Source organism: Mesorhizobium sp. M0772, assembly GCF_040320135.1.
Classification (GTDB): domain Bacteria; phylum Pseudomonadota; class Alphaproteobacteria; order Rhizobiales; family Rhizobiaceae; genus Mesorhizobium.
This window is the reverse complement of sequence record NZ_JAMYPB010000011.1, coordinates 128,891-148,786: the sequence shown is the minus strand read 5'-3', so window position 1 is coordinate 148,786 and position 19,896 is coordinate 128,891. Positions and strand designations below refer to the sequence as shown.

General features: G+C 62.2%; 21 protein-coding genes and 1 tRNA gene. 18 read left to right on the top strand and 4 right to left on the bottom strand.

Annotated features, from left to right (window positions below; genetic code table 11):
* The 5 genes from NKI06_RS10740 to NKI06_RS10720 form a co-directional block, all read left to right on the top strand.
* A partial coding sequence (locus NKI06_RS10740) for a hypothetical protein (protein WP_352985206.1) occupies window positions 1-272 on the top strand: 272 nt, incomplete at its 5' end.
* A gap of 254 nt (window positions 273-526) precedes the next feature.
* Window positions 527-617: transfer RNA gene (locus NKI06_RS10735), tRNA-Ser, on the top strand.
* A gap of 268 nt (window positions 618-885) precedes the next feature.
* Entirely contained in the window at window positions 886-1,128 is a 243-nt protein-coding gene (locus NKI06_RS10730) for a GIY-YIG nuclease family protein (protein ID WP_023747471.1), read from the top strand.
* Between the two features lie 122 nt (window positions 1,129-1,250).
* Entirely contained in the window at window positions 1,251-2,423 is a 1,173-nt protein-coding gene (locus tag NKI06_RS10725) for a porin (RefSeq protein WP_352625976.1), read from the top strand.
* A 239-nt stretch (window positions 2,424-2,662) separates the two neighbouring features.
* Window positions 2,663-3,739, top strand: a complete 1,077-nt coding sequence (locus NKI06_RS10720) for a tyrosine-type recombinase/integrase (RefSeq protein ID WP_352625977.1) — start codon at window positions 2,663-2,665, stop codon at window positions 3,737-3,739.
* Window positions 3,740-3,798: 59 nt separating this feature from the next.
* On the opposite strand, the gene NKI06_RS10715 is transcribed toward NKI06_RS10720, so the two are convergent.
* Window positions 3,799-4,701: an alpha/beta fold hydrolase gene (locus tag NKI06_RS10715; RefSeq protein ID WP_352754662.1), complete on the bottom strand. Its 903-nt coding sequence runs from the start codon at window positions 4,699-4,701 to the stop codon at window positions 3,799-3,801.
* 311 nt (window positions 4,702-5,012) lie between these two features.
* Window positions 5,013-7,046 carry a lytic transglycosylase domain-containing protein gene (locus NKI06_RS10710; protein ID WP_352985203.1) on the bottom strand — a complete coding sequence of 678 codons (2,034 nt, stop codon included), beginning with the start codon at window positions 7,044-7,046 and terminating at the stop codon, window positions 5,013-5,015.
* A gap of 277 nt (window positions 7,047-7,323) precedes the next feature.
* On the opposite strand from NKI06_RS10710, the gene dapA reads away from it, so the two are divergent.
* The 3 genes from dapA to NKI06_RS10695 all read left to right on the top strand — a co-directional run bounded on the left by dapA (window position 7,324) and on the right by NKI06_RS10695 (window position 9,500).
* Window positions 7,324-8,205, top strand: a complete 882-nt coding sequence (dapA, locus tag NKI06_RS10705) for a 4-hydroxy-tetrahydrodipicolinate synthase (RefSeq protein ID WP_352985209.1) — start codon at window positions 7,324-7,326, stop codon at window positions 8,203-8,205.
* Between the two features lie 25 nt (window positions 8,206-8,230).
* Window positions 8,231-8,710 carry an SsrA-binding protein SmpB gene (gene smpB, locus NKI06_RS10700; RefSeq protein WP_023687280.1) on the top strand — a complete coding sequence of 160 codons (480 nt, stop codon included), beginning with the start codon at window positions 8,231-8,233 and terminating at the stop codon, window positions 8,708-8,710.
* 82 nt (window positions 8,711-8,792) lie between these two features.
* On the top strand, window positions 8,793-9,500 hold the full coding sequence (locus NKI06_RS10695; protein ID WP_023687281.1) for a glycoside hydrolase family 25 protein: 708 nt from the start codon (window positions 8,793-8,795) through the stop codon (window positions 9,498-9,500).
* A 266-nt stretch (window positions 9,501-9,766) separates the two neighbouring features.
* On the opposite strand, the gene NKI06_RS10690 is transcribed toward NKI06_RS10695, so the two are convergent.
* The gene (locus tag NKI06_RS10690) at window positions 9,767-10,432 is read right to left on the bottom strand and encodes a uracil-DNA glycosylase (protein WP_352985200.1); all 666 of its coding nucleotides are present in this window, start codon (window positions 10,430-10,432) and stop codon (window positions 9,767-9,769) included.
* On the bottom strand, window positions 10,429-11,010 hold the full coding sequence (locus tag NKI06_RS10685; protein ID WP_023670234.1) for a LabA-like NYN domain-containing protein: 582 nt from the start codon (window positions 11,008-11,010) through the stop codon (window positions 10,429-10,431). Before NKI06_RS10685 ends, NKI06_RS10690 begins: the two co-directional genes overlap by 4 nt.
* A gap of 328 nt (window positions 11,011-11,338) precedes the next feature.
* On the opposite strand from NKI06_RS10685, the gene rpoZ reads away from it, so the two are divergent.
* The 10 genes from rpoZ to NKI06_RS10635 all read left to right on the top strand — a co-directional run bounded on the left by rpoZ (window position 11,339) and on the right by NKI06_RS10635 (window position 19,892).
* The gene (gene rpoZ / locus NKI06_RS10680) at window positions 11,339-11,740 is read left to right on the top strand and encodes a DNA-directed RNA polymerase subunit omega (protein WP_023670235.1); all 402 of its coding nucleotides are present in this window, start codon (window positions 11,339-11,341) and stop codon (window positions 11,738-11,740) included.
* Between the two features lie 126 nt (window positions 11,741-11,866).
* Complete coding sequence (locus NKI06_RS10675; protein ID WP_023670236.1) at window positions 11,867-14,098, top strand: RelA/SpoT family protein; 2,232 nt, start codon at window positions 11,867-11,869, stop codon at window positions 14,096-14,098.
* A gap of 129 nt (window positions 14,099-14,227) precedes the next feature.
* Window positions 14,228-14,806 carry an orotate phosphoribosyltransferase gene (gene pyrE, locus NKI06_RS10670; protein ID WP_023753082.1) on the top strand — a complete coding sequence of 193 codons (579 nt, stop codon included), beginning with the start codon at window positions 14,228-14,230 and terminating at the stop codon, window positions 14,804-14,806.
* A gap of 11 nt (window positions 14,807-14,817) precedes the next feature.
* Complete coding sequence (locus NKI06_RS10665) at window positions 14,818-15,198, top strand: VOC family protein (protein ID WP_023835278.1); 381 nt, start codon at window positions 14,818-14,820, stop codon at window positions 15,196-15,198.
* Window positions 15,199-15,474: 276 nt separating this feature from the next.
* On the top strand, window positions 15,475-16,059 hold the full coding sequence (locus NKI06_RS10660) for a DUF2062 domain-containing protein (protein WP_023670239.1): 585 nt from the start codon (window positions 15,475-15,477) through the stop codon (window positions 16,057-16,059).
* Window positions 16,056-16,469: a holo-ACP synthase gene (acpS, locus tag NKI06_RS10655; protein ID WP_023670240.1), complete on the top strand. Its 414-nt coding sequence runs from the start codon at window positions 16,056-16,058 to the stop codon at window positions 16,467-16,469. The genes NKI06_RS10660 and acpS overlap by 4 nt, the downstream gene beginning before the upstream one ends.
* 90 nt (window positions 16,470-16,559) lie before the next feature.
* Window positions 16,560-17,309 (top strand): signal peptidase I, encoded by a 750-nt coding sequence (gene lepB / locus NKI06_RS10650; protein ID WP_023670241.1) that lies wholly within the window; start codon window positions 16,560-16,562, stop codon window positions 17,307-17,309.
* Window positions 17,309-18,025 (top strand): ribonuclease III, encoded by a 717-nt coding sequence (rnc, locus tag NKI06_RS10645; protein ID WP_023684493.1) that lies wholly within the window; start codon window positions 17,309-17,311, stop codon window positions 18,023-18,025. The genes lepB and rnc overlap by 1 nt, the downstream gene beginning before the upstream one ends.
* Window positions 18,022-18,954, top strand: a complete 933-nt coding sequence (gene era, locus NKI06_RS10640; protein WP_023727567.1) for a GTPase Era — start codon at window positions 18,022-18,024, stop codon at window positions 18,952-18,954. Before rnc ends, era begins: the two co-directional genes overlap by 4 nt.
* A gap of 44 nt (window positions 18,955-18,998) precedes the next feature.
* Window positions 18,999-19,892 carry an aminoglycoside phosphotransferase family protein gene (locus NKI06_RS10635; protein WP_352985197.1) on the top strand — a complete coding sequence of 298 codons (894 nt, stop codon included), beginning with the start codon at window positions 18,999-19,001 and terminating at the stop codon, window positions 19,890-19,892.
* Window positions 19,893-19,896: the final 4 nt, after the last annotated feature.

Sequence of the window (19,896 nt, the reverse complement as noted above, 5' to 3'; positions counted from 1 at the left end):
CGCGCACCGGAAACTGCGATCAGGGCCGCAGCGGAGCCGAGGAGAAGGCTCTTAATGTTCATTTTCTGACCTCCAGTCAAAAGTTAAAAAACGGGTCTGGGTATTCTTTGCTGAAGGACAGCGTTCCCTGCCCCATCCCCACTACCGAAAAAGATGCGCACCGCGCCGCTCCTTCGAAATCGACATTACCCATGAGGCGGCGGCGTTCAACCACGATCGTACCGGCGAAAGGGCTATGCGGGCGCTATCCCCATGCGTTGTTGCACAAATGACACGATTTGGCCTCAGTCAGAAAGCTCTCATTAACTATCGAAGGGCCCGCAAGCCTTATCCAGCGCCGCGCAATGCGGCCGAATCCGGCGATGGCCGGCCAGAATTGCGGCCATGTCGCCGACTCGCCAGCCAGGGAACTGCCGTAGAATCGCCGCATGCAAAAGGCGCCGCTGCGGCCGAATGCGGATTTTTCAACGATTATCGCGCCGGCTTGTTGATTGTGCCGGCGCTTTTCTCTATCCAGCGGCGCAACGGAGAGGTGGCCGAGTGGTCGAAGGCGCTCCCCTGCTAAGGGAGTAGAGGTCAAAAGCTTCTCGTGGGTTCGAATCCCATCCTCTCCGCCATCCTGCTTCGCTCTTCGAGCTTCGCAGGACAAGCCCAACCCTCAGCGCGAAGCAGGATGGCGGAGAGGATGCCCTCCGAAGCCTTGGCGTAGAAGGGCCGGACCGTGTGGTGTGCTACGTGCCGCACAGCGTAAGCCCAGACAATCCCTTGCAAAATTCGATTGGCAGTCCTGCTTCGCTCTTCGAGCTTCGCAGGACAAGCCCACCTCAGCGCGAAGCAGGATGGCGGAGAGGATGCCCTTCGACGCCCGGCAAAGGAGAGCAGCTCATGTGGTATGTGTATCTTCTGGAGAGTGCGGCTGCCGAACGCGAACGCTATATCGGCATAACGACGGACCTGAAACGACGGCTTGTCGAGCACAATGCGGGGAAATCCAGCCATACATCCAAGTTTCTGCCGTGGCGGATCGTCACCTATATGGCCTTTTCGAACCAGGGCAAGGCAGCTTCATTCGAGCGCTATCTCAAATCCGGTTCAGGGCATGCTTCCGCAAACAAGCGCCTGTGGTGATGGCCGCATCACCCGCAGCAAAGTTCCATTTTTCAATAGACCTCAACAAAAACAACTGATTACAGCGAAAACGCCTGTCGCCGGCTTCACTGTCTTGTTCGATTCTGACTGGAGGTCAGAAAATGAACATTAAGAGCCTTCTCCTCGGCTCCGCTGCGGCCCTGATCGCAGTTTCCGGTGCGCGCGCCGCCGACGCCGTCGTCGTCGCCGAGCCGGAACCGGCTGAATACGTCAAGATTTGCGACGTTTACGGCTCGGGCTACTTCTACATTCCCGGCACCGAAACCTGCCTGCGCATCGGCGGCTATGTCCGCTACGATATCGGCGCCGGCGACGTCGGCGCATTCACGGGTGCGGAGTCGCTCGACCACGAAGATGGTGACGCGCAGGACACCTGGTACAAGAATGCCCGCGCCACCTTCAAGACCTGGACCGGCCAGGAAACCGAACTTGGCACCTTGAAGACCTACACCGAGACCCGCTTCAACTTCGGCAACAACAATCGGTACGCCACCAACATCGCTGATGATCCGGCCACACCCCTCGTCGATGAAACCGCTTTCGATAGCAATCCGGCCGGCATGAAGAGCGTTTCGCTGAACTTCGCCTGGATCCAGCTCGGTGGCTTGCGCGTTGGTAAGGACGAATCGGCCTTCAATACGTTCATCGGCTATGCCGGCAACGTCATCCAGGATACGCTGGTCCCCTACGGCGGCTTCGACACCAACGTCATCCAGTACTATTTCGATGCGGGCAACGGCTTCTCCGCCGTCCTCTCGCTCGAAGAAGGCGCTGGCGTCGTCGGCACCATCGACAGCTATGTTCCGCATGTCGTCGGCGGTCTGAAGTATACGCAGGGCTGGGGCGCCATCACCGGCGTCATTGCTTACGACAGCAACTATGAAGAAGTAGCCGGCAAGGTGCGTTTGGACGTCACCCCGATGCAGAACCTGTCGCTGTTCATCATTGGCGGCTACGGCACCGACGACAATCTGTCGGATCCGACCTGGGCAATCCCGGCCGGCGGCCGCGGCTTCTACAAGCAGTGGGGCGGCAACTGGGCAGTCTGGGGTGGTGGCACCTACACCATCAACGAGAAGACCTCGTTCAACGTCCAGCTTTCGTATGACGAGGACAAGAACTTCGGCGCCGCGGCGAACATCGCCTATGACGTCGTCCCCGGCTTCACGGTCACGGCCGAAGTCGACTACATCAACGTTGGCGACTCCGATTGGACCGATGCCCGCGATGACGACGCCATTGGCGGCATGCTCCGCTTCCAGCGCTCGTTCTAAGGGCTAGCTTTAAACAGGTGAATACCAGCCCGGGCGATTCAACGCCCGGGCTGTTTTGTTTCGTGACTGGGTCAAGACAAGCAGAAGGAACAGGGGGAATCGGCAGCTGAACAGTCCGTAGGGTGAGTTCGTGGGATCCGCTGATGGTGGATGAATTCACAACTGCGTGATTAAATCTCTTGAAAGGACGCTTCCAAGCGGGTAGGTCTGACTCTATCCACTCGGGGGTGTGGTAATTTATGACCATCGAAGCGATACAAGAGGGCGACCCCTCCGAACATTTCTCAATGTTCTCTTCTCAAAATGCGAAGATAAAATACAGCTACAACAAGATCAGAGAAGTAAAGTCGCACCGGGTCGGAGAGCTTTTTTCAGCGTACCGAGACATACTCTGGGATGATGGGCGACATAAGTACAATGTCAGCTCCTTCATCGGCGAAATAGACGAGATTCTCCTCGGAGAACGGTTCAGCGCCTTCGACCAGAGCACCCTTGACAACCTTATCGGCACCTTGCGCCAGCGCGGCAACAGCAACGCAACCATCAATCGAAAGATGGCTGCCCTCAGCAAACTGCTGCGCAAGGCTTACAAGATGGGGGATATCCACAGCCTGCCCGAGTTCCGCCGCCAGAAGGAGCGGGCGGGACGGATACGTTTCCTCGAAAGGGACGAAGAAGCAAGGCTGTTCGCTGCCATCAGGACCCGCAGCGAGGATGCCTACCGTCTTTCATGCTTTCTCGTGGACACCGGATGCCGTCTCGGCGAGGCGCTCGGACTGATCTGGAACGACATCCAGGAACACCGCGTCTCGTTCTGGATCACCAAATCCGGCCGCAGCCGCACCATCCCGATGACCGAGCGGGTCAAAGAGGTGATCAAACTGCCGCCCTCAGAGGGCCGCCGGCCCAAAGGTCCGTTCACCAAACTCAGCCAGGCGCAGTTTCGCGCCATCTGGAACGATGCCAAGGCCGAGGTCGGCCTCGGCGCCGACGACCAGGTGGTGCCGCACATCTTGCGTCACACCTGCGCCTCACGTCTGGTCCAGGGCGGCATCGACATCCGGCGCGTGCAGATGTGGCTCGGCCACCAGACGCTTTCGATGACCATGCGCTATGCGCATCTGGCCACCAACGATCTCGACGGCTGCGTCGTCGTGCTGGAAACGCCCCGCGGCGAAGGGCTGTCCGGTGATGGAAAAAACTCCGCCTTCGCATCGCCGCTGACCACGGCCTCAGTGCCAACGCCTGCCCAAAAGAGCAAAACGGCAGCGGCGAAGGCACCCAAGACGCCCCGGAAAAGCTCGAAAGCCAAATAGTTACCCAAGGCTTTCATATACTGCCATGGCAACCCCAGGATCATATTTGATCTTGGGGTTTACTTTTCCTGGGCCGTATTTAGTACTCCATCCAGGAAGGCCGCGATAGCGCCCGGCAGGTTGCCTGTCTCCAGGAAGGGGGCATGACCCTGGCCCTCGACGGTGGTCGCTTCCATGCCGGGATGACGCTTTTGCATCTCGTCGAGTGTGTCGGCCGACAAGAGTTTCGAGTCGGCGCCGCGAATGGCAAGCAAAGGTATCGCCGCCAGCGCCTCGAACTGTGGCCACAGATCCGGCAACGGCTTGCTGAGGTCGAGGCCCGCCACCGTCTCGACCAGTTGGGGGTCGAAATCCGGCAACAGGAGGCCTTCGTCCGTCTCGCGGTAGAGGGCCGACACCATCCGCTCCCAATCCGCCGCGGTCAGAGCGGGAAAATCCGCGCCGTGCGCGACGCGTTGCGCATCGATCGCCTCATGGCGGCTCTTCGGTTTCGGTGCCGGGTCGAGATAGGTTTGGATATGGGCCAGCCCCGCGGCCTCGATCACGGGTCCGATGTCGTTCAGCACTATGGCTTTCAGTATGGCTGGCCGCAGCGCGCCGAGCACGTGGATGATCAGTCCGCCACGCGATGTGCCGATAAAGGCCGCTTCCTCGACGTCCAGGGCAGCCAGCCCGTCGAGGACATCGCCGGCCTCGATGCCGATAGTGTAGTGGCCGATATCAGGGTCGTAAGCGGACTGGCCGCGGCCACGGTAGTCGAAGGCGATGACCTTGCGCGGATTGTCGGCCCGCTGTGACAAATAAAGCGCCAACTCATGAAAGTCGCGCGCGTTGCGGGTCAGGCCGGGCAGGCAGACCACCGGCCAGTTTCCCGAGTTTGTCTCACCGTAGATGCGAGCGTGAAGTCTGAGGCCGTCCGGCGCTGTGTAGAAGAAATCGGAAAAGCCGTCGGTGCTCGACATATTGAAAGGACTCCCTGGCCGGATTGTCTCCGTCTGCTACAGGCGAGGGTGGGAGCGGTCAAATCGAGGGTTGTCGGCAAGCTGACACTCTTGGAAATGTCGGAGGGACAGCGCCCCCCTCTGTCCTGCCGGACATCTCCCCCACGAGGGGGGAGATTGGCGGTTCAGGCGCTACGCCCTTCCTTCCACGTTGGAGATTGGCGAAATCGGCAACGATAGCTGATCTCCCCACTCGTGGGGGAGATGTCCGGCAGGCCAGAGGGGGGCGCGAAGGATCGCCAACGTCTGCCCATGGCGACAGCTCTGCCGCCTCAACCCCGCCCGTTCACCAAATCCCCAACGATGTCGTACTTCCCCGAAATACGCATCTTGTAGACCTCGTAATTCTCCATCACGCGCTGCACGTAACTTCTTGTTTCGGTGTAGGGAATCCGCTCGATCCAGTCGACGACGGCGTCGATGCCCTTGCCGCGCGGGTCGCCGTACTTGGCTACCCATTGGCTGGCGCGGTTGGGGCCGGCATTGTAGCCGGCGAAGGTCAGCACATAGGAGCCGCCGAAGCGGTCGAGCTGCTCGCCGAGGAAGGCAGCCCCCAACGTCGCATTGTAGCCGGCATCGCTGGTCAGCCGATCCTGGGAAAAGCTCAGTCCTGCCTTCTTCGCCAATTGCTTGGCGGTGCCCGGCATCAGCTGCAGCAGGCCGCGCGCGCCGGCGCTGGAGACGGCGCCGACATTGAATTCGCTTTCCTGGCGGGCGATCGCATAGGCCAGCGCCTTGCCCGAGCCGGATATGTCGGCGGTGTCGGGAATGACGCCCAGCGGATGCGACAGCGCGCCGACATCGATGCCGCGCGCGCCGGCGATCTTGCCGATCTTCAGCGCCATGAAATGATTGCCCTGCTTTTCCGCCAGCACCGCAAGCAGCGCCAGCTCGCCGGGGCTGGTCAACTGCCCGGCGAGGTCGCGGTAAAGCGTCTCGGCATAGCGGTCGTAGCCCGCCTCCTGCAGCCGCTTGATGGCGCTGACGGCTTCGCGGCCGTCAAAGCTTTGGCGGTCGGCAGTGCTTGGCTCGGGATAGACGATGTTCAGCGTGCGCAAGCCAACCCGTTCCGCCGCCAACTGCCCGTAGAAAGTGGTGCCATAGGCTGCCGCCTTGGTGAAATAATCCTTCGCATTGCCGGGACCGCCGACTTCCGCCGCGCGGCCAAGCCAGTAATAGGCGCGTGACAGCGACATCGGTCCCTGCGCGAGATCGGCGATGCGGGCAAAATGGGTCGAGGCCGTCGCAGGATCGTTGAGGCCGCGCAACGCATACCAGCCGGCGTGGAATTCGGCCTCGGCGGCGCTGGCGGGGCTTTCGGCGGCGTGCGCGGCAACGATCTTGTAGGCGGTCTTCCAGTCGCTCTGATCGACCAGCGCGCGCGACAGCACGCGGCGCTCGACCCACCAGGCATCGGGATCGACCAACGCGTCGCGGTTCGTTGGCGCTTTCATCATCACCGCGGCGGCGTCCGCAAACTTCCGCTGCTTGCGCAGATATTCGGCTTGCGCGAAGAAATAGCCGGCCGATTGCTGTGCGGCAGGCACTGCTTTCAACAGCTTGGCCGCGTTCTTGTCGCCACGCGAGGCGGCGGCCCAGGCATCGGCCAGCGGTTGCGCGCCGGCAAGTGCTGCGACCCGCAGTGCCGAATTCTCCCGGTCGGCATAAAACATCCGTTCCATGCGGAAACGATGGTCGGCAGCCGGAATGATGGCGCCAAACTCCTTGCTGACGGCCGCCTCGTCCCTGGCTTCCAGCTTCTCGGTGCGCCAGAATGGCGACAGCACGGAAAGCGCAGCCTTGGTGTTGCCAAGAGCTACATAAGAACGGGCAAGGATGACCACGCCTTGAAAGGTCAGCGGCTGGCTGCCGTCAAAGGCTTTCACCACGGTCTGCGGCGACGGGTTTTCGCGATAAAGCGCGCGCTCGCTGTTCTTGCGCAAGGCCATGGTGCCCGGCCAGTTCGGCAGCATCTTTGCGGTATCGGCAATCTCGCTGCTCGGCACATGGTCGCCGCCATAGAGCGCGATTGCCCAGGCCAGGATATGGCGGTCCAGCGAATTGGCCGGCAATGTTTCGCGCACGGCTCGCGCCGCGGCGATATCGCCGGTCGCCAATGCGTCGAGACCGCTTTTCAGCACGACGATACTGGGGGAGGGCGCATCGGTCTGCGCTCTGTCTTGCATGTCGGGCATCGGGATCGATGAGGTCGTCTGCTCGTCGACGCTCTCGTTTGCCGCCGTCCCCACTATCAGCAGGGCAACGGCGCCAAGCAATATGAAGCGGAGTGGCCGACCGGCCGGCATGATCCTGATCTTTCCCTGTTGCGGCACTTTAGATGGCAAGCCCAGGTGCCCGAGAGCCTAGACTTAGGTCGTGAAGAGCCCGTAAACAAAGGGTTATCGAGGCCGTTCGAATTGCGCTTGCTGGCACCATCGGCATGCTTGCCGCGCAACAGTGTCGAGACTATGGTGCGCGGCTTCGCTTTCGGCTAGAAGGCGCCCGATGCAGTCGCCCAAAAGCGGGAACCGGTTTTGGGACGACGACATGCATAAACAAACAAGTTCCAAGGAGTTGGACGACATGCTGAGAGGCTCGCTTACTGCGCTCGTGACACCGTTCGAAAAGAGCGGGCGTTTCGACGAGAAAGCCTTTCGCGCCTTCGTCGAATGGCAACTTGGCGAGGGCACGACGGGCCTCGTCCCGGTCGGCACCACCGGCGAGTCGCCGACGCTGTCGCATGACGAGCATCGCCATGTCGTCAAGGTCTGCATCGAGGTGGCCAAGGGCCGCGCTCCGGTCGTCGCCGGCGCCGGCTCAAACAACACCGCTGAAGCGGTCGGTCTGGTGCAGTATGCCGAGCAGGCGGGCGCCGACGCCGCTCTGGTGGTCACGCCTTATTACAACAAGCCAACACAGCGCGGCTTGTACGAGCATTTCGCCGCCGTCGCCAGGGCGACCAAGCTGCCGATCATCATCTACAACATCCCGCCGCGCTCGGTGATCGACATGATGCCGGAGACGATGGGCAGGCTGGCGCACGACTTCAAGAACATCGTCGGCGTCAAGGATGCCACCGGCAAGGTCGAGCGCGTGTCCGAACAGCGCGCCACCTGCGGCAAGGATTTCATCCAGCTTTCAGGGGAGGATGCCTCGGCGCTCGGCTTCAACGCCCATGGCGGCGTCGGCTGCATCTCGGTGACGTCGAATGTCGCGCCGCGGCTGTGCGCCGAATTCCAGGAAGCCACATTGTCCGGTGACAGCGCCAAGGCGCTGGAATTGCAGGACCGTCTGCTGCCGCTGCACAAGGCGATCTTCCTCGAGCCCGGCCTGTGCGGCGTCAAATACGCGCTGTCGAAAATTGGCAAGGTCGAGAACCTGGTGCGCTCGCCGCTGGTGACCATCGAGGCGTCGACCGCCGAGAAGATCGATGCGGCGATGAAACACGCCGGCTTGATAAATTAAGGATGAGGCGCCACCTCTCCGCATCATGAACCAGGTCAGAAAAGCCGATCCCAACAACAAGACCGTTGCGGAAAACCGCAAGGCGCGGTTTTCCTATGAGGTGCTCGACACGGTCGAGGCCGGCCTTGTGCTGACCGGCACCGAGGTCAAGTCGTTGCGCCAGGGTCAGGCCAACATCCAGGACAGCTACGCCTCGGTCGAGGGCGGCGAGATCTGGCTGATCAACTCCTATCTGCCGGAATATCTGCAGGCCAACCGCTTCAACCACGAGCCCAGGCGGCGCCGCAAGCTGCTGCTCAACAAGCGCGAGATGGCAAAACTGGCGCAGAGCATCGACCGCGAAGGCATGACGCTGGTGCCGCTGAAAATCTACTTCAACGACCAGGGCCGTGCCAAGCTGCTGCTCGCCGTCGGCCGCGGCAAGAAACTGCACGACAAGCGCGAGAGCGAAAAGCAGCGCGACTGGTCGCGCGAAAAGGGCCGGCTCATGAAGGAACGCGGCTAGAATCTCAGGCAGCCCCAGAAAAGCCAGACATCGGCTTTCAAGTTTCGAACAGCTGCAACAGCAAAACACGACGGGGGAAGGCTTGAAGAACCGGATCATCCTCTGGGGTGCGGCCAGTCTGGTCTTCGCCGGCATCGTCGCCGCAGGCGGCATCTTCTATTTCCGGACGTTCTCGCCGGATCGTGACAGCTATCCGGTCAGGGGTATCGACGTTTCCCATCATCAGGGTGAGATCGACTGGCGGCGCGTTGCCGCCGACGATGTCGCCTTCGCGGTCATCAAGGCGACCGAGGGCGGCGACCATGTCGACGATGCCTTCGCCAAGAATCTGCGCGAGGCGCGCGCGGCCGGCCTCGCCGTCGGCGCCTATCACTTCTTCACCTTCTGCCGGCCGGGCGCCGACCAGGCGAAAAATTTCATCGCGGTGGTGCCGCACGACCAGCCGCTGCTGCCGCCGGTCGTCGACATCGAATTCGGCGGCAACTGCCCGCAACGCCCGTCGCCGGAGCAGCTGAGCGCGGAACTCCAGGCCTTCCTCGGACCGGTTGAAGCTGCGTTCGGCAAGCCGGCGATCATCTACCTGACCGACGAGGCCGAGGACGCCTATGCCGGGAAAATCGACGTTCGCCCGCTCTGGCGTCGCTCGTTGCTCCTGGAGCCAGGTCGCAACGACTGGATCTACTGGCAGTACCACAATATGGGCCGCGTCGACGGCATCGTCGGCGATGTCGATCTGAATGTGCTGAAGGGCGGGCAGGAGAAGCTGGCTGAGTTGTTTGCCGCGCCTTGACCTGGCGTGCTCGACCGGCGCGAGATTGGAACCAAACATCGCGGCGCTGATCGGCCCTACCCAGCGTTCGGGCTAGTCTGCGCGCTAACGAAGGTCGGTTTCAGACCGAGCGCTTCCGGACCTTCATAATTGTCGCAATTCCGGGTTCCCGTCGCCGCTCAAGGCTTTGGAGAGCGCCTGTCTCGTCGTGCCTGCCATTCGGCAAGCTTCGTCATCCGCGCCCGGGCAAGCCAAGGGCAAGATCGTGCTGGCGGGGTTCTGAAGGCTTAATTGCGCAGGAACTCGGCGATGTCGCTGAAAACCTTGACGAACATCTTCTCCGTCAAGACACCGGTGTTGGTGTTGTAGCGCGAGCAGTGATAGCTGGAAAACAGCGTGACGCCGCCGGCCGGCAACCGACCGCCGTGCTTGAACGGATAGGCAGCGGCGCGCTGACCGAGCGCCCTGACGGTCGACTGGTGGGCGATCGAGCCCAGCGCCAGCACGGCGCGCAATCCGGGAAAGCGTGCAATCGTCGGCACCAGAAAGCTGCGGCAACTGGAGATCTCGGCGCCGACCGGCTTGTTCTCCGGCGGCACGCAGCGCACCGCATTGGTGATCGCGGTGCCGATCAGTTCGAGCCCGTCATCCGGCCGTGCCTTGAACTCGCCGCGGGCAAGACCGTGAGCGATCATCGTTGAGTAGAGCAGGTCGCCGGCATAGTCGCCGGTGAACGGTCGCCCGGTGCGGTTGGCGCCGCGCAGGCCGGGCGCCAGCCCGACGATCAGCAGCTCGACGGCGTCCTCGCCATCAGGCGGCAGGAAAGTCGGCACCGGCGCATTGAACCACGACGGCTCGCGCTGCCGCCAGTCTGCGATGAAATCATGCAGGCGCGGGCAGAGCGGGCAGTCGCGGTCGGGTTCGGGAGCGGCGTCCAAGGCCGCCGCCGTCAATAGTCTTCCTCTTCGACTTCGGCCGGCTCGGGCCTGCGCACCGGCCGCTCGGAGGGATCGCGGCCGACCTCGTTCTTCAGCGAGGTCAAATCGATGAAATGGTCGGCCTGGCGGCGCAGATCGTCCGAGATCATCGGCGGCTGCGAAGCCATGGTTGAGACGATCGAGACCTTGCGGCCGCGCCGCTGCAGCGCTTCGACCAGTGTGCGGAAGTCGCCGTCGCCGGAGAAGATGACATAGTGGTCGACGACATCGGCAAGTTCGAGCGCATCGACGGTCAGTTCGATGTCCATATTGCCCTTGATCTTGCGGCGGCCGGTCGAGTCGGTGAATTCCTTGGCCGGTTTGGTCACCACCTTGAAGCCATTGTAGTCGAGCCAGTCGATCAAAGGGCGGATCGAAGAGTATTCCTGATCCTCGACCAATGCGGTGTAGTAATAGGCCCGCAGCAAATAGCCGCGCTTCTGGAAGCTGGACAGCAGTTTGCGGTAGTCTATGTCGAAGCCGAGTGCGCGCGACGTGGCGTAAAGATTGGCGCCGTCTATGAAAAGAGCGATTTTTTCACGGGGGTCGAACATGGCAATATTCCTTTTTCGAAATAGGTGGCGGACTAATCGAAATGGGTCGTTATATCGGTCGGCTCGTAAAACCGGCTGACCTTTCGTCAACCGAGATAGCGCCAGTTTTACGGCAATCCAAGGGTGCCGGGGCGCACTGCAAGCAATTGTGATCGGAGCCGTGTCGTCGCCGGTAGGCGGGCTTCGCCGGCAAGGCATTCACCTGCGCCCAGAAACTGGCATCCGCCAGCCCACGAGGCCACAGCGCCATAATGCTTGTATTTTGGCGGCGTTCGGGTTATGGACCGCGCCTGTTTTCCATCAAATCCAGGCATGAAAGGGGCAATCAATGGCCCGCGTAACCGTTGAAGACTGCATCGACAAGGTCGACAACCGCTTCGAGCTCGTGCTGCTTGCCGGCCATCGCGCCCGCCAGATCAGCCAGGGCGCGCCGATCACCGTGCCGCGCGACAACGACAAGAACCCGGTCGTGGCGCTGCGCGAGATCGCCGACGAGACGCTGTCGCCCGACGACCTCAAGGAAGATCTGATCCACTCGCTGCAGAAGCATGTCGAGGTCGACGAGCCCGAGGCTGACGGCGAGGCGATCGCCGACCAGACCGGCAACGCAGTTGCAGCTACCGACGCCGACGACGCGGAAGAAAACGTCACCTTCGATCGCATGACCGAGGAAGACCTTTTGGCCGGCATCGAGGGCCTTGTGCCCCCGGAAAAGAGCGACGACTACTAATCGCGCCCTGGACCTGCCGGGAATATGGTTCCGGCACTTCCGTCCCGTGTGTTTCGTGGCTATCTATGAGATGCGCCGTACATCAGTGCGGCGCATCAATCATTTCAGCACCGTGAGAACCCGCCCATGATGCGTCAGTATGAGCTTGTCGAGCGCGTCGCGCGCTACAAGCCTGACGTCAACGAGGCGCTGCTCAACAAGGCCTATGTCTACGCCATGCAGAAGCATGGCCACCAGAAGCGCGCTTCCGGCGATCCCTATTTCTCGCATCCGCTCGAAGTCGCCGCCATCCTCACCGAAATGCACATGGACGAGGCGACGATCGCTGTCGCCTTGCTGCACGACACGATCGAGGACACCACCGCGACGAGGGCCGAGATCGACGATCTGTTCGGCCCCGAAATGGGCAAGCTGGTCGAAGGCCTGACCAAGTTGAAGAAGCTCGATCTCGTCTCCAAGAAGGCCGAGCAGGCGGAAAACCTGCGCAAGCTGTTGCTGGCCATCTCGGAGGATGTCCGCGTTCTGCTGGTCAAGCTCGCCGACCGTTTGCACAACATGCGCACCCTCGACCACATGCCCGAGGCCAAGCGCCTGCGCATCGCCGAGGAGACGATGGACATCTACGCGCCGCTGGCCGGGCGCATGGGCATGCAAGGCATGCGCGAGGAACTGGAAGAGATCGCCTTCCGCTTCATCAATCCGGAAGCCTACCGCGCCGTCACCGCGCGGCTTGCCGAGATATTCGAGCGCAACAAGGGTGTGCTGACCGACATCGAAAAGGCGCTGTCGGCGCTGTTCGAGAAGCATGCCATCAATGCCGGGGTGAAGAGCCGGCAGAAGAAGCCGTGGTCGGTGTTCCGCAAGATGGAGGCCAAGGCGCTGTCCTTCGAGCAGCTCTCGGACATCTTCGGCTTCCGCGTCGTCGTCGACAGCGTCGAAGACTGTTACCGCGCGCTCGGCGCCATTCACACCACATGGTCGATGGTACCTGGCCGCTTCAAGGATTACATCTCGACGCCCAAGCAGAACGACTACCGTTCGATCCACACCACCATTGTCGGCCCATCGCGCCAGCGCGTCGAACTGCAGATCCGCACCCGCGAGATGAACAAGATCGCCGAATATGGCGTCGCCGCCCATTCGATCTACAAGGACACCGGCGGCAAGACGAACGGTGCCGCCCATGCGATCTCGAAGGAGACCAACGCCTATGCCTGGCTGCGGCGCACCATCGAGCAACTGGCAGAAGGCGACAACCCGGAAGACTTCCTCGAAAATACCAAGCTGGAGCTGTTCCAGGACCAGGTATTCTGCTTCACGCCGAAAGGCATGCTGATTGCGCTGCCGCGCGGCGCCACGCCCATCGACTTCGCCTATGCCGTGCACACCGATGTCGGCGATACCTGCGTCGGCGCCAAGGTCAACGGCCGCATCATGCCGCTGATGACGGAACTTAAGAACGGCGACGAGGTCGAGATCATCCGCTCCAAGGCGCAAGTGCCGCCAGCGGCCTGGGAGTCGGTGGTGGTCACCGGCAAGGCGCGTTCAGCCATCCGCCGCGCCACCAAGAACGCCATTCGCAAGCAATATTCAGGTCTTGGTGCCCGCATTCTCGAGCGCGCCTTCGAACGCGCCGGCAAGACCTTCACCAAGGAAAGCCTGAAGCCGGTGCTGCACCGGCTGGCGCGCAAGGACATCGAAGATGTGCTGGCCTCGGTCGGGCGCGGCGAACTTGCCTCGACCGACGTCATGAAGGCGGTCTTCCCAGACTACAAGGACGAGCGCGTCACCGTCAGCGCCCCTAAGCAGCGCGAGGAGGGCTGGTCGAAGATCCGCAACGCCGCCGGCATGCTGTTCCAGATGCCCGGCACCCGAGCCGCGCGCAAGGACAAGGACCAGCCGCGCGATGGCGCGGTGCCGATCCGCGGCGTGCGCGGCGACCTGCCGGTGCGTTTCGCGCCGGAAGGGGCCGTGCCTGGCGACCGCATCGTCGGCATCGTCCAGCCGGGCACCGGCATCACCATCTATCCCATCCAGTCGCCGGCGCTGCAGGCCTTCGACGACCAGCCGGAGCGCTGGATCGACGTGCGCTGGGACATTGACGAGCAGACCAAGGAGCGCTTTCCGGCGCGCGTCTCGGTCACCGCCATCAACGCGCCGGGCTCGCTCGCCGATATCGCCCAGGTCGTTGCCTCCAACGACGCCAACATTCATACGCTGTCTATGGTGCGCACCGCGCCCGACTTCACCGAAATGCTGATCGATCTCGAAGTCTGGGATCTGAAGCACCTCAACCGGCTGCTGTCGCAGCTCAAGGATAATTCGAGCGTCAGCGATGCGCGGCGTGTGAATGGGTGAGTAGTGAATAGTGAATAGTGAATAGTGAATAGTGAATAGTGAATAGTGAATAGTGAAAGAAGGCGCTCTCACTACCATTCACCATTCACCATTCACCATTCACCATTCACCATGGACATGGGGCGAGTTATGAATACCGACGAGGTGCTGGGCATTTTCCGCGAGGCGGGCGCTGTTCTGGAGGGACATTTCATCCTGACGTCGGGTCTGCGCAGCCCGGTCTTCCTGCAGAAGGCGCGCGTCTTCATGCATGCCGACAAGACCGAGCGGCTTTGCAAGGCGCTGGCCGAAAAGATCCGCAAGGCGGTGCCGAGCAAGATCGACTACGTCGTCGGCCCGGCGATCGGCGGCCTGATCCCGGCCTATGAGACGTCGCGCCATCTCGGTGTGCCTGCAATCTGGGTGGAGCGCGAAGGCGGCGAGTTCAGGCTGCGCCGCTTTGAGATCGCTGCCGGCTCGCGCGTCGTCATCGTCGAGGACATCGTCACCACTGGTCTTTCGATCCGCGAAACCATCGACTGCCTGCGCGCGATTGGCGCCGAGGTCGTGGCGGCGGCCTGCATCATCGACCGCTCGGCCGGCAAGACCAATGTCGGCGTGCCGCTGATCGCGCTTGCCGAATACGAGGTCCCGGCCTATCCCGCCGACCGCCTGCCGCCGGAACTTGCCGCCATTCCCGCCGTTAAGCCAGGAAGCCGCAACATCTAGGGGACATCACAATGATCGCCGGCATCGATCATTTCGTGCTGACGGTCCGCTCGGTGGAGGACAGCTGCGCCTTCTACCAGCGGGTGCTTGGCCTGAAGCGCCTCGACGAGCCGGAGCGGCCGACGGCGTTGCTGTTCGGATCGCAGAAGATCAATCTGCATCAGGCAACGCACACTTTTGAACCGAAAGCCAAGACGCCGATGCCTGGCTCCGGCGATTTCTGCCTGGTCGCCGCAAGGCCGCTTGCCGAGATTTGCGCCAGTCTCGAAGCCAATGGCGTTGCCATCGAAGTCGGCCCGGTCGAGCGCACCGGCGCCCGCGGCACGATGATGTCGGTCTATTTCCGCGACCCGGACAGCAATTTGGTCGAAGTCAGCGAATATCGGGAATAGTTCTATCCGCCTCGGCGTCGTCTTCCCGGGCAGGCCTGATCGTCGTCATGAAAGTCTCGCTTGGATGTTGTGTTTGTCCTCAGTTTCGCCCCAATGGCGCTCTTGTTACCCGCCTGCGGCAGACCATCGCGGCGGCGTTTCATTGTTCCGCCGCAAGGCAGTCGCTATATCAATGTCGTTGTTGCCTTTCTGCGCCCTCGAAGCGCAAGATGGAGCGACCGCGCCCCGCCAGGGATGGTTGCAATTTGGGCGTGATGAACCGGGAACTGGAACAGAGTGCTTTTTCGACGCCGAAAGCCTGATGGCATTCTGGAGCGGGTGCGTACCTATCTGTGGCCGCGCCGCTCGTTTTCGCGCTCGTTGCAATATTTCTCTAAGCGCATCCTGCGGCTGAAGGCGACACCGCATGCGGTCGCGGCCGGCGTCGCGGCCGGCGTTTTCGCCTCCTTCTTTCCGCTCGGCTTCCATTTCGCCGTCGCCGCCGTGCTCTGCTGGGTGGTCGCCGGCAATCTGGTGGCCGCCGCCCTCGGCGCGGTATTCTTCGGCAATCCGCTGACTTTCCCGCTGCTGTGGGGAGCGTCCTGGGAAGTCGGCAAGCTGATCCTGCATGAGCGCCTGCCCAAGAACGGACCGCCTGCGCATCTTGGTGAGATGATGCACACGCTGTCGTTTGCAAAACTGTGGCATCCGGTGCTCGAGCCGATGCTGATCGGCGCTGTGCCGCTCGGCCTGATCTTCGGGCTGATCTTCTACGGTATCACCCGCTGGGGGATGACAGCCTTTCGCGAGCAGCGCAGGAAGCGCATGGCAGAGCGGGCGCATAAGGCCGGGCACCGCGGACGGGAAGTTCCGGCGGAATGATCATCGGCATCGGCAGCGACCTGATCGACATCAGACGCATCGAAAAGTCGCTGGAACGGCATGGTCAGCGCTTCATCCAGCGCATCTACACCGAGGTCGAACAGGTCCGCTCGGAAGGCCGCAAGGGCCGCGCCGCCTCCTATGCCAAGCGCTTCGCCGCCAAGGAGGCCTGCGCCAAGGCGCTTGGCACCGGCCTGGCGCAGGGCGTGTTCTGGCGCGACATGGGGGTCGCCAACCTGCCCAGCGGCGCGCCGACCATGGCGCTGACCGGGGGAGCGGCGGCACGGCTGGCCAAAATCCTGCCACAGGGGCACAGAGCGGCGATCCACCTCACAATCACCGATGATTTCCCGCTTGCTCAAGCCTTTGTGATCATCGAGGCGTTGCCCGCCGAACAAGCGCCACATTGATTGCATCAGACGACCGCTATCTAACGCCGACTTGACGTTGCCCAGCGCGCGCCGAGACTCTATACCATCCAACGCACAATCGAGGACGACATGAGCGTGGCTGAAAAATCCGAGAAGAAATCCGGCGGGCTTGGCGAAATCGTCAGCGTCATCATCCAGGCTTTGCTGCTGGCCATGGTCATCCGCACCTTGCTGTTCCAGCCCTTCTCGATTCCGTCCGGCTCTATGCGGCCGACCTTGCTCGAAGGCGACTATCTGTTCGTCACCAAATGGTCCTACGGCTTCTCGCGCTATTCGCTGCCATTTGGCCCCGACATCTTTTCCGGCCGCATCTGGGGTTCCGATCCGAAGCGCGGCGACGTGGTGGTCTTCAAGTTCCCGCCGGATCCGTCGCTCGACTACATCAAGCGCGTCGTCGGCCTGCCCGGCGACAAGATCCAGATGAAGGACGGCCAATTGTTCATCAACGGCCAGGGCGTGCCTCGTGTGAAAACCGGCCAGATACAAAATCCTGATATCACGGAAGTGCCTGAGCCGGTCGACGTCTATCGCGAGACCCTGCCCAACGGCGTCAGCTACGACACGCTCGACCTGACACCGAATTCGATCACCGACAACACCCGCGAGTTCGTCGTGCCCCCCGGCAACTATTTCATGATGGGCGACAACCGCGACAATTCCTCCGACAGCCGCCTCAGCGTTGGCTACGTGCCGGCGGAGAACCTTGTCGGCCGCGCCAACATCGTCTTCTTCTCGATCGCCGGGAAGGCGAGCCCCCTCGAGATCTGGAAATGGCCGTCGCTCGTGCGCCTGTCGCGCCTGTTCCATTTCGTAAATTGATGGCTTTGAAGCGCCCGACGGGTGAGACTCTGGCCGATTTGGTGACAGCCAAAACCGGCCATTCCTTCCGGGACGTCCGTTTGCTCGAGACCGCGCTGACTCATTCCAGCGCGGTCAAGGCAAGCAGCAACAACCAGCGCCTCGAATTCCTTGGCGACCGCGTGCTCGGCCTGATCGTTGCCGACCTGCTTTTCGAAAAGTTTCCTGAGGCGCCGGAAGGTGAAATCGCCCCGCGCTTCAATGCCCTGGTCGATGCGCGGACATGCTCCGAGATCGGCATTGAAATGCAGCTCGAAGATCTGGTTCGGGCCGACGCTGCCTTGAAGGCGCGCTCGCGCGGCTCGGGCGGAAACTATCTGGCGGATGCGGTCGAGGCGCTGATCGCGGCGGTCTATATCGACGGCGGCCTTGATGCCGCAAGGCAATTCGTCCTGCGCTACTGGGAGCCGCGCTCGCAAAAGGTGGTGGCCAAGCCGCCCAATCCGAAATCCGACCTGCAGGAATGGATCGCCAAGACCAGCGATGTCAGGCCCGAATACGCGATCGAGAAACGAGAAGGACCTGAACATCAACCGGTTTTCACGGTGTCCGTGAAGGTCGGCGGTTTTGCGCCGGCGAGCGGCACGGGCGGCTCTCGCCGCGCAGCCGAAGAAGCGGCGGCATCGGCGTTTCTTACGCGCGAAGGCATCTGGGCCAACCAAGGGAGTGCGGCATGACCGGCAGCGAAGATCTCCCTCCGGCAGCGGAGGCCACTGCCACACACTCCGGCTTCGTCGCCCTGATCGGTGCCCCCAATGCCGGCAAGTCGACGCTGGTCAACCAGCTGGTCGGCGCCAAGGTGTCGATCGTCACCCACAAGGTGCAGACCACCCGCGCCATCGTGCGCGGCATCGCCACGCATGACAACGCGCAGATCGTCTTTGTCGACACGCCCGGCATCTTCAAGCCGAAGCGCCGGCTCGACACCGCCATGGTGACCACCGCCTGGGGTGGCGCCAAGGACGCCGATATCGTGTTGCTGCTGATCGATGCCGAGCGCGGCATCAGGGGTGACGCCGACGCCATCCTCGAGCGGCTGAAGGACGTCCGCCAGCCGATGGTGCTGATCCTCAACAAGGTCGACCGGGTCAAGCACGAGGCGCTGCTGGCCCTGGCCGCGGCAGCAAACGAAAAGGTGCCGTTCAAGCGCACCTTCATGGTCTCGGCGCTGACCGGCTCCGGCTGCAAGGATTTGCTCGACTATCTCGCGCAAGCGCTGCCGGTCGGCCCCTGGTACTATCCGGAAGACCAGATCTCGGACCTGCCGATGCGCCAACTGGCCGCCGAGATCACCCGCGAGAAGCTGTATCTGCGGCTGCATCAGGAGTTGCCCTATTCCTCGCATATCGAGACCGAGAAATGGGAAGAGAAACCGGACGGCTCGGTGCGCATCGACCAGACCATCTATGTCGAGCGCGACAGCCAGAAGAAGATCGTGCTCGGCCACAAGGGCGAGACCATCCGCGCCATCGGCCAGTCGGCGCGCATGGAAATAGCCGGCATTCTCGAGCAGAAAGTGCACCTGTTCTTGTTCGTCAAAGTGCGTGAAAACTGGGGCGACGACCCCGAGCGCTACCGCGAGATGGGGCTTGAGTTTCCCCATTGAGCTTCATCGTCTAGAAATGCCGCCCGGCAGTTTGAGACGATGACATGCCTGATCCAAAACCGACCATCGATACCGATCTCGTGCGCCGGCTGGTCAACGCGCAGTTTCCGCAATGGCGGCATCTGCCGGTGAGCCCGGTGACGTTTGGCGGTTGGGACAACCGAACCTTCCACCTCGGCAATGATATGACTGTGCGGCTGCCGAGTGCCGCACCATATGCCTTGCAGGTCGAAAAAGAGCACCGCTGGCTGCCCAGGCTGGCGCCGCTTCTGCCGCTGCCGGTCCCGGTTCCACTGACGATGGGCGAGCCCGGGGAGGGCTACCCCTGGCATTGGTCCGTCTACCGCTGGATCGACGGCGAAACAGCCAAGACCGCCGAAATCGCCGATCGCCCACAGTTCGCGGTCGATCTGGCCAAGTTCCTCATTGCGCTCCGGCGGACCGATCCGGCGGGCGGGCCGCCCGCGGGCCAGCACAATTTCTTCCGCGGCGGATCGCCGAGCGTGTATGACAACCAGACAAGGGAAGCACTCCAGGCGCTGGAGGGGCAGATCGACACCCAGGCGGCCACCGCTGTCTGGGATGCGGCCCTTGCCGCCACCTGGCAAGGGTCGCCCGTCTGGTTTCACGGCGACGTCGCCTGGGGCAACCTTCTGGTCCAAAACGGCCGTTTGAGCGCCATCATCGACTTCGGCACCTCAGGCATCGGCGATCCCTCTTGCGACCTGGCGATCGCCTGGACGTTCTTCCAGGGCGAGAGCCGGGAGGCGTTCCGCGCCGCCATCGACGTCGATGAAGCGACCTGGGCGCGCGGCCGCGGCTGGACGCTGTGGAAGGCGCTGATCACGGTTGCCGGACACGACGCCAACCAGGCCGAAGCCGAGCGATCGCGCCGCGTCATCGACGACGTCCTGGCCGATCACCGGGAATTCGCGTGATCAG

What these genes read in the sequence shown, in the direction of transcription:
- NKI06_RS10730 (WP_023747471.1), top strand. Translation starts at nt 886, where the DNA reads ATGTGGTATGTGTATCTTCTGGAGAGTGCGGCTGCCGAACGCGAACGC.
- NKI06_RS10725 (WP_352625976.1), top strand. Translation starts at nt 1,251, where the DNA reads ATGAACATTAAGAGCCTTCTCCTCGGCTCCGCTGCGGCCCTGATCGCA.
- NKI06_RS10720 (WP_352625977.1), top strand. Translation starts at nt 2,663, where the DNA reads ATGACCATCGAAGCGATACAAGAGGGCGACCCCTCCGAACATTTCTCA.
- NKI06_RS10715 (WP_352754662.1), bottom strand. Translation starts at nt 4,701, where the DNA reads ATGTCGAGCACCGACGGCTTTTCCGATTTCTTCTACACAGCGCCGGAC.
- NKI06_RS10710 (WP_352985203.1), bottom strand. Translation starts at nt 7,046, where the DNA reads ATGCCGGCCGGTCGGCCACTCCGCTTCATATTGCTTGGCGCCGTTGCC.
- dapA (WP_352985209.1), top strand. Translation starts at nt 7,324, where the DNA reads ATGCTGAGAGGCTCGCTTACTGCGCTCGTGACACCGTTCGAAAAGAGC.
- smpB (WP_023687280.1), top strand. Translation starts at nt 8,231, where the DNA reads ATGAACCAGGTCAGAAAAGCCGATCCCAACAACAAGACCGTTGCGGAA.
- NKI06_RS10685 (WP_023670234.1), bottom strand. Translation starts at nt 11,010, where the DNA reads ATGTTCGACCCCCGTGAAAAAATCGCTCTTTTCATAGACGGCGCCAAT.
- rpoZ (WP_023670235.1), top strand. Translation starts at nt 11,339, where the DNA reads ATGGCCCGCGTAACCGTTGAAGACTGCATCGACAAGGTCGACAACCGC.
- NKI06_RS10675 (WP_023670236.1), top strand. Translation starts at nt 11,867, where the DNA reads ATGATGCGTCAGTATGAGCTTGTCGAGCGCGTCGCGCGCTACAAGCCT.
- pyrE (WP_023753082.1), top strand. Translation starts at nt 14,228, where the DNA reads ATGAATACCGACGAGGTGCTGGGCATTTTCCGCGAGGCGGGCGCTGTT.
- NKI06_RS10665 (WP_023835278.1), top strand. Translation starts at nt 14,818, where the DNA reads ATGATCGCCGGCATCGATCATTTCGTGCTGACGGTCCGCTCGGTGGAG.
- acpS (WP_023670240.1), top strand. Translation starts at nt 16,056, where the DNA reads ATGATCATCGGCATCGGCAGCGACCTGATCGACATCAGACGCATCGAA.
- lepB (WP_023670241.1), top strand. Translation starts at nt 16,560, where the DNA reads ATGAGCGTGGCTGAAAAATCCGAGAAGAAATCCGGCGGGCTTGGCGAA.
- rnc (WP_023684493.1), top strand. Translation starts at nt 17,309, where the DNA reads ATGGCTTTGAAGCGCCCGACGGGTGAGACTCTGGCCGATTTGGTGACA.
- era (WP_023727567.1), top strand. Translation starts at nt 18,022, where the DNA reads ATGACCGGCAGCGAAGATCTCCCTCCGGCAGCGGAGGCCACTGCCACA.
- NKI06_RS10635 (WP_352985197.1), top strand. Translation starts at nt 18,999, where the DNA reads ATGCCTGATCCAAAACCGACCATCGATACCGATCTCGTGCGCCGGCTG.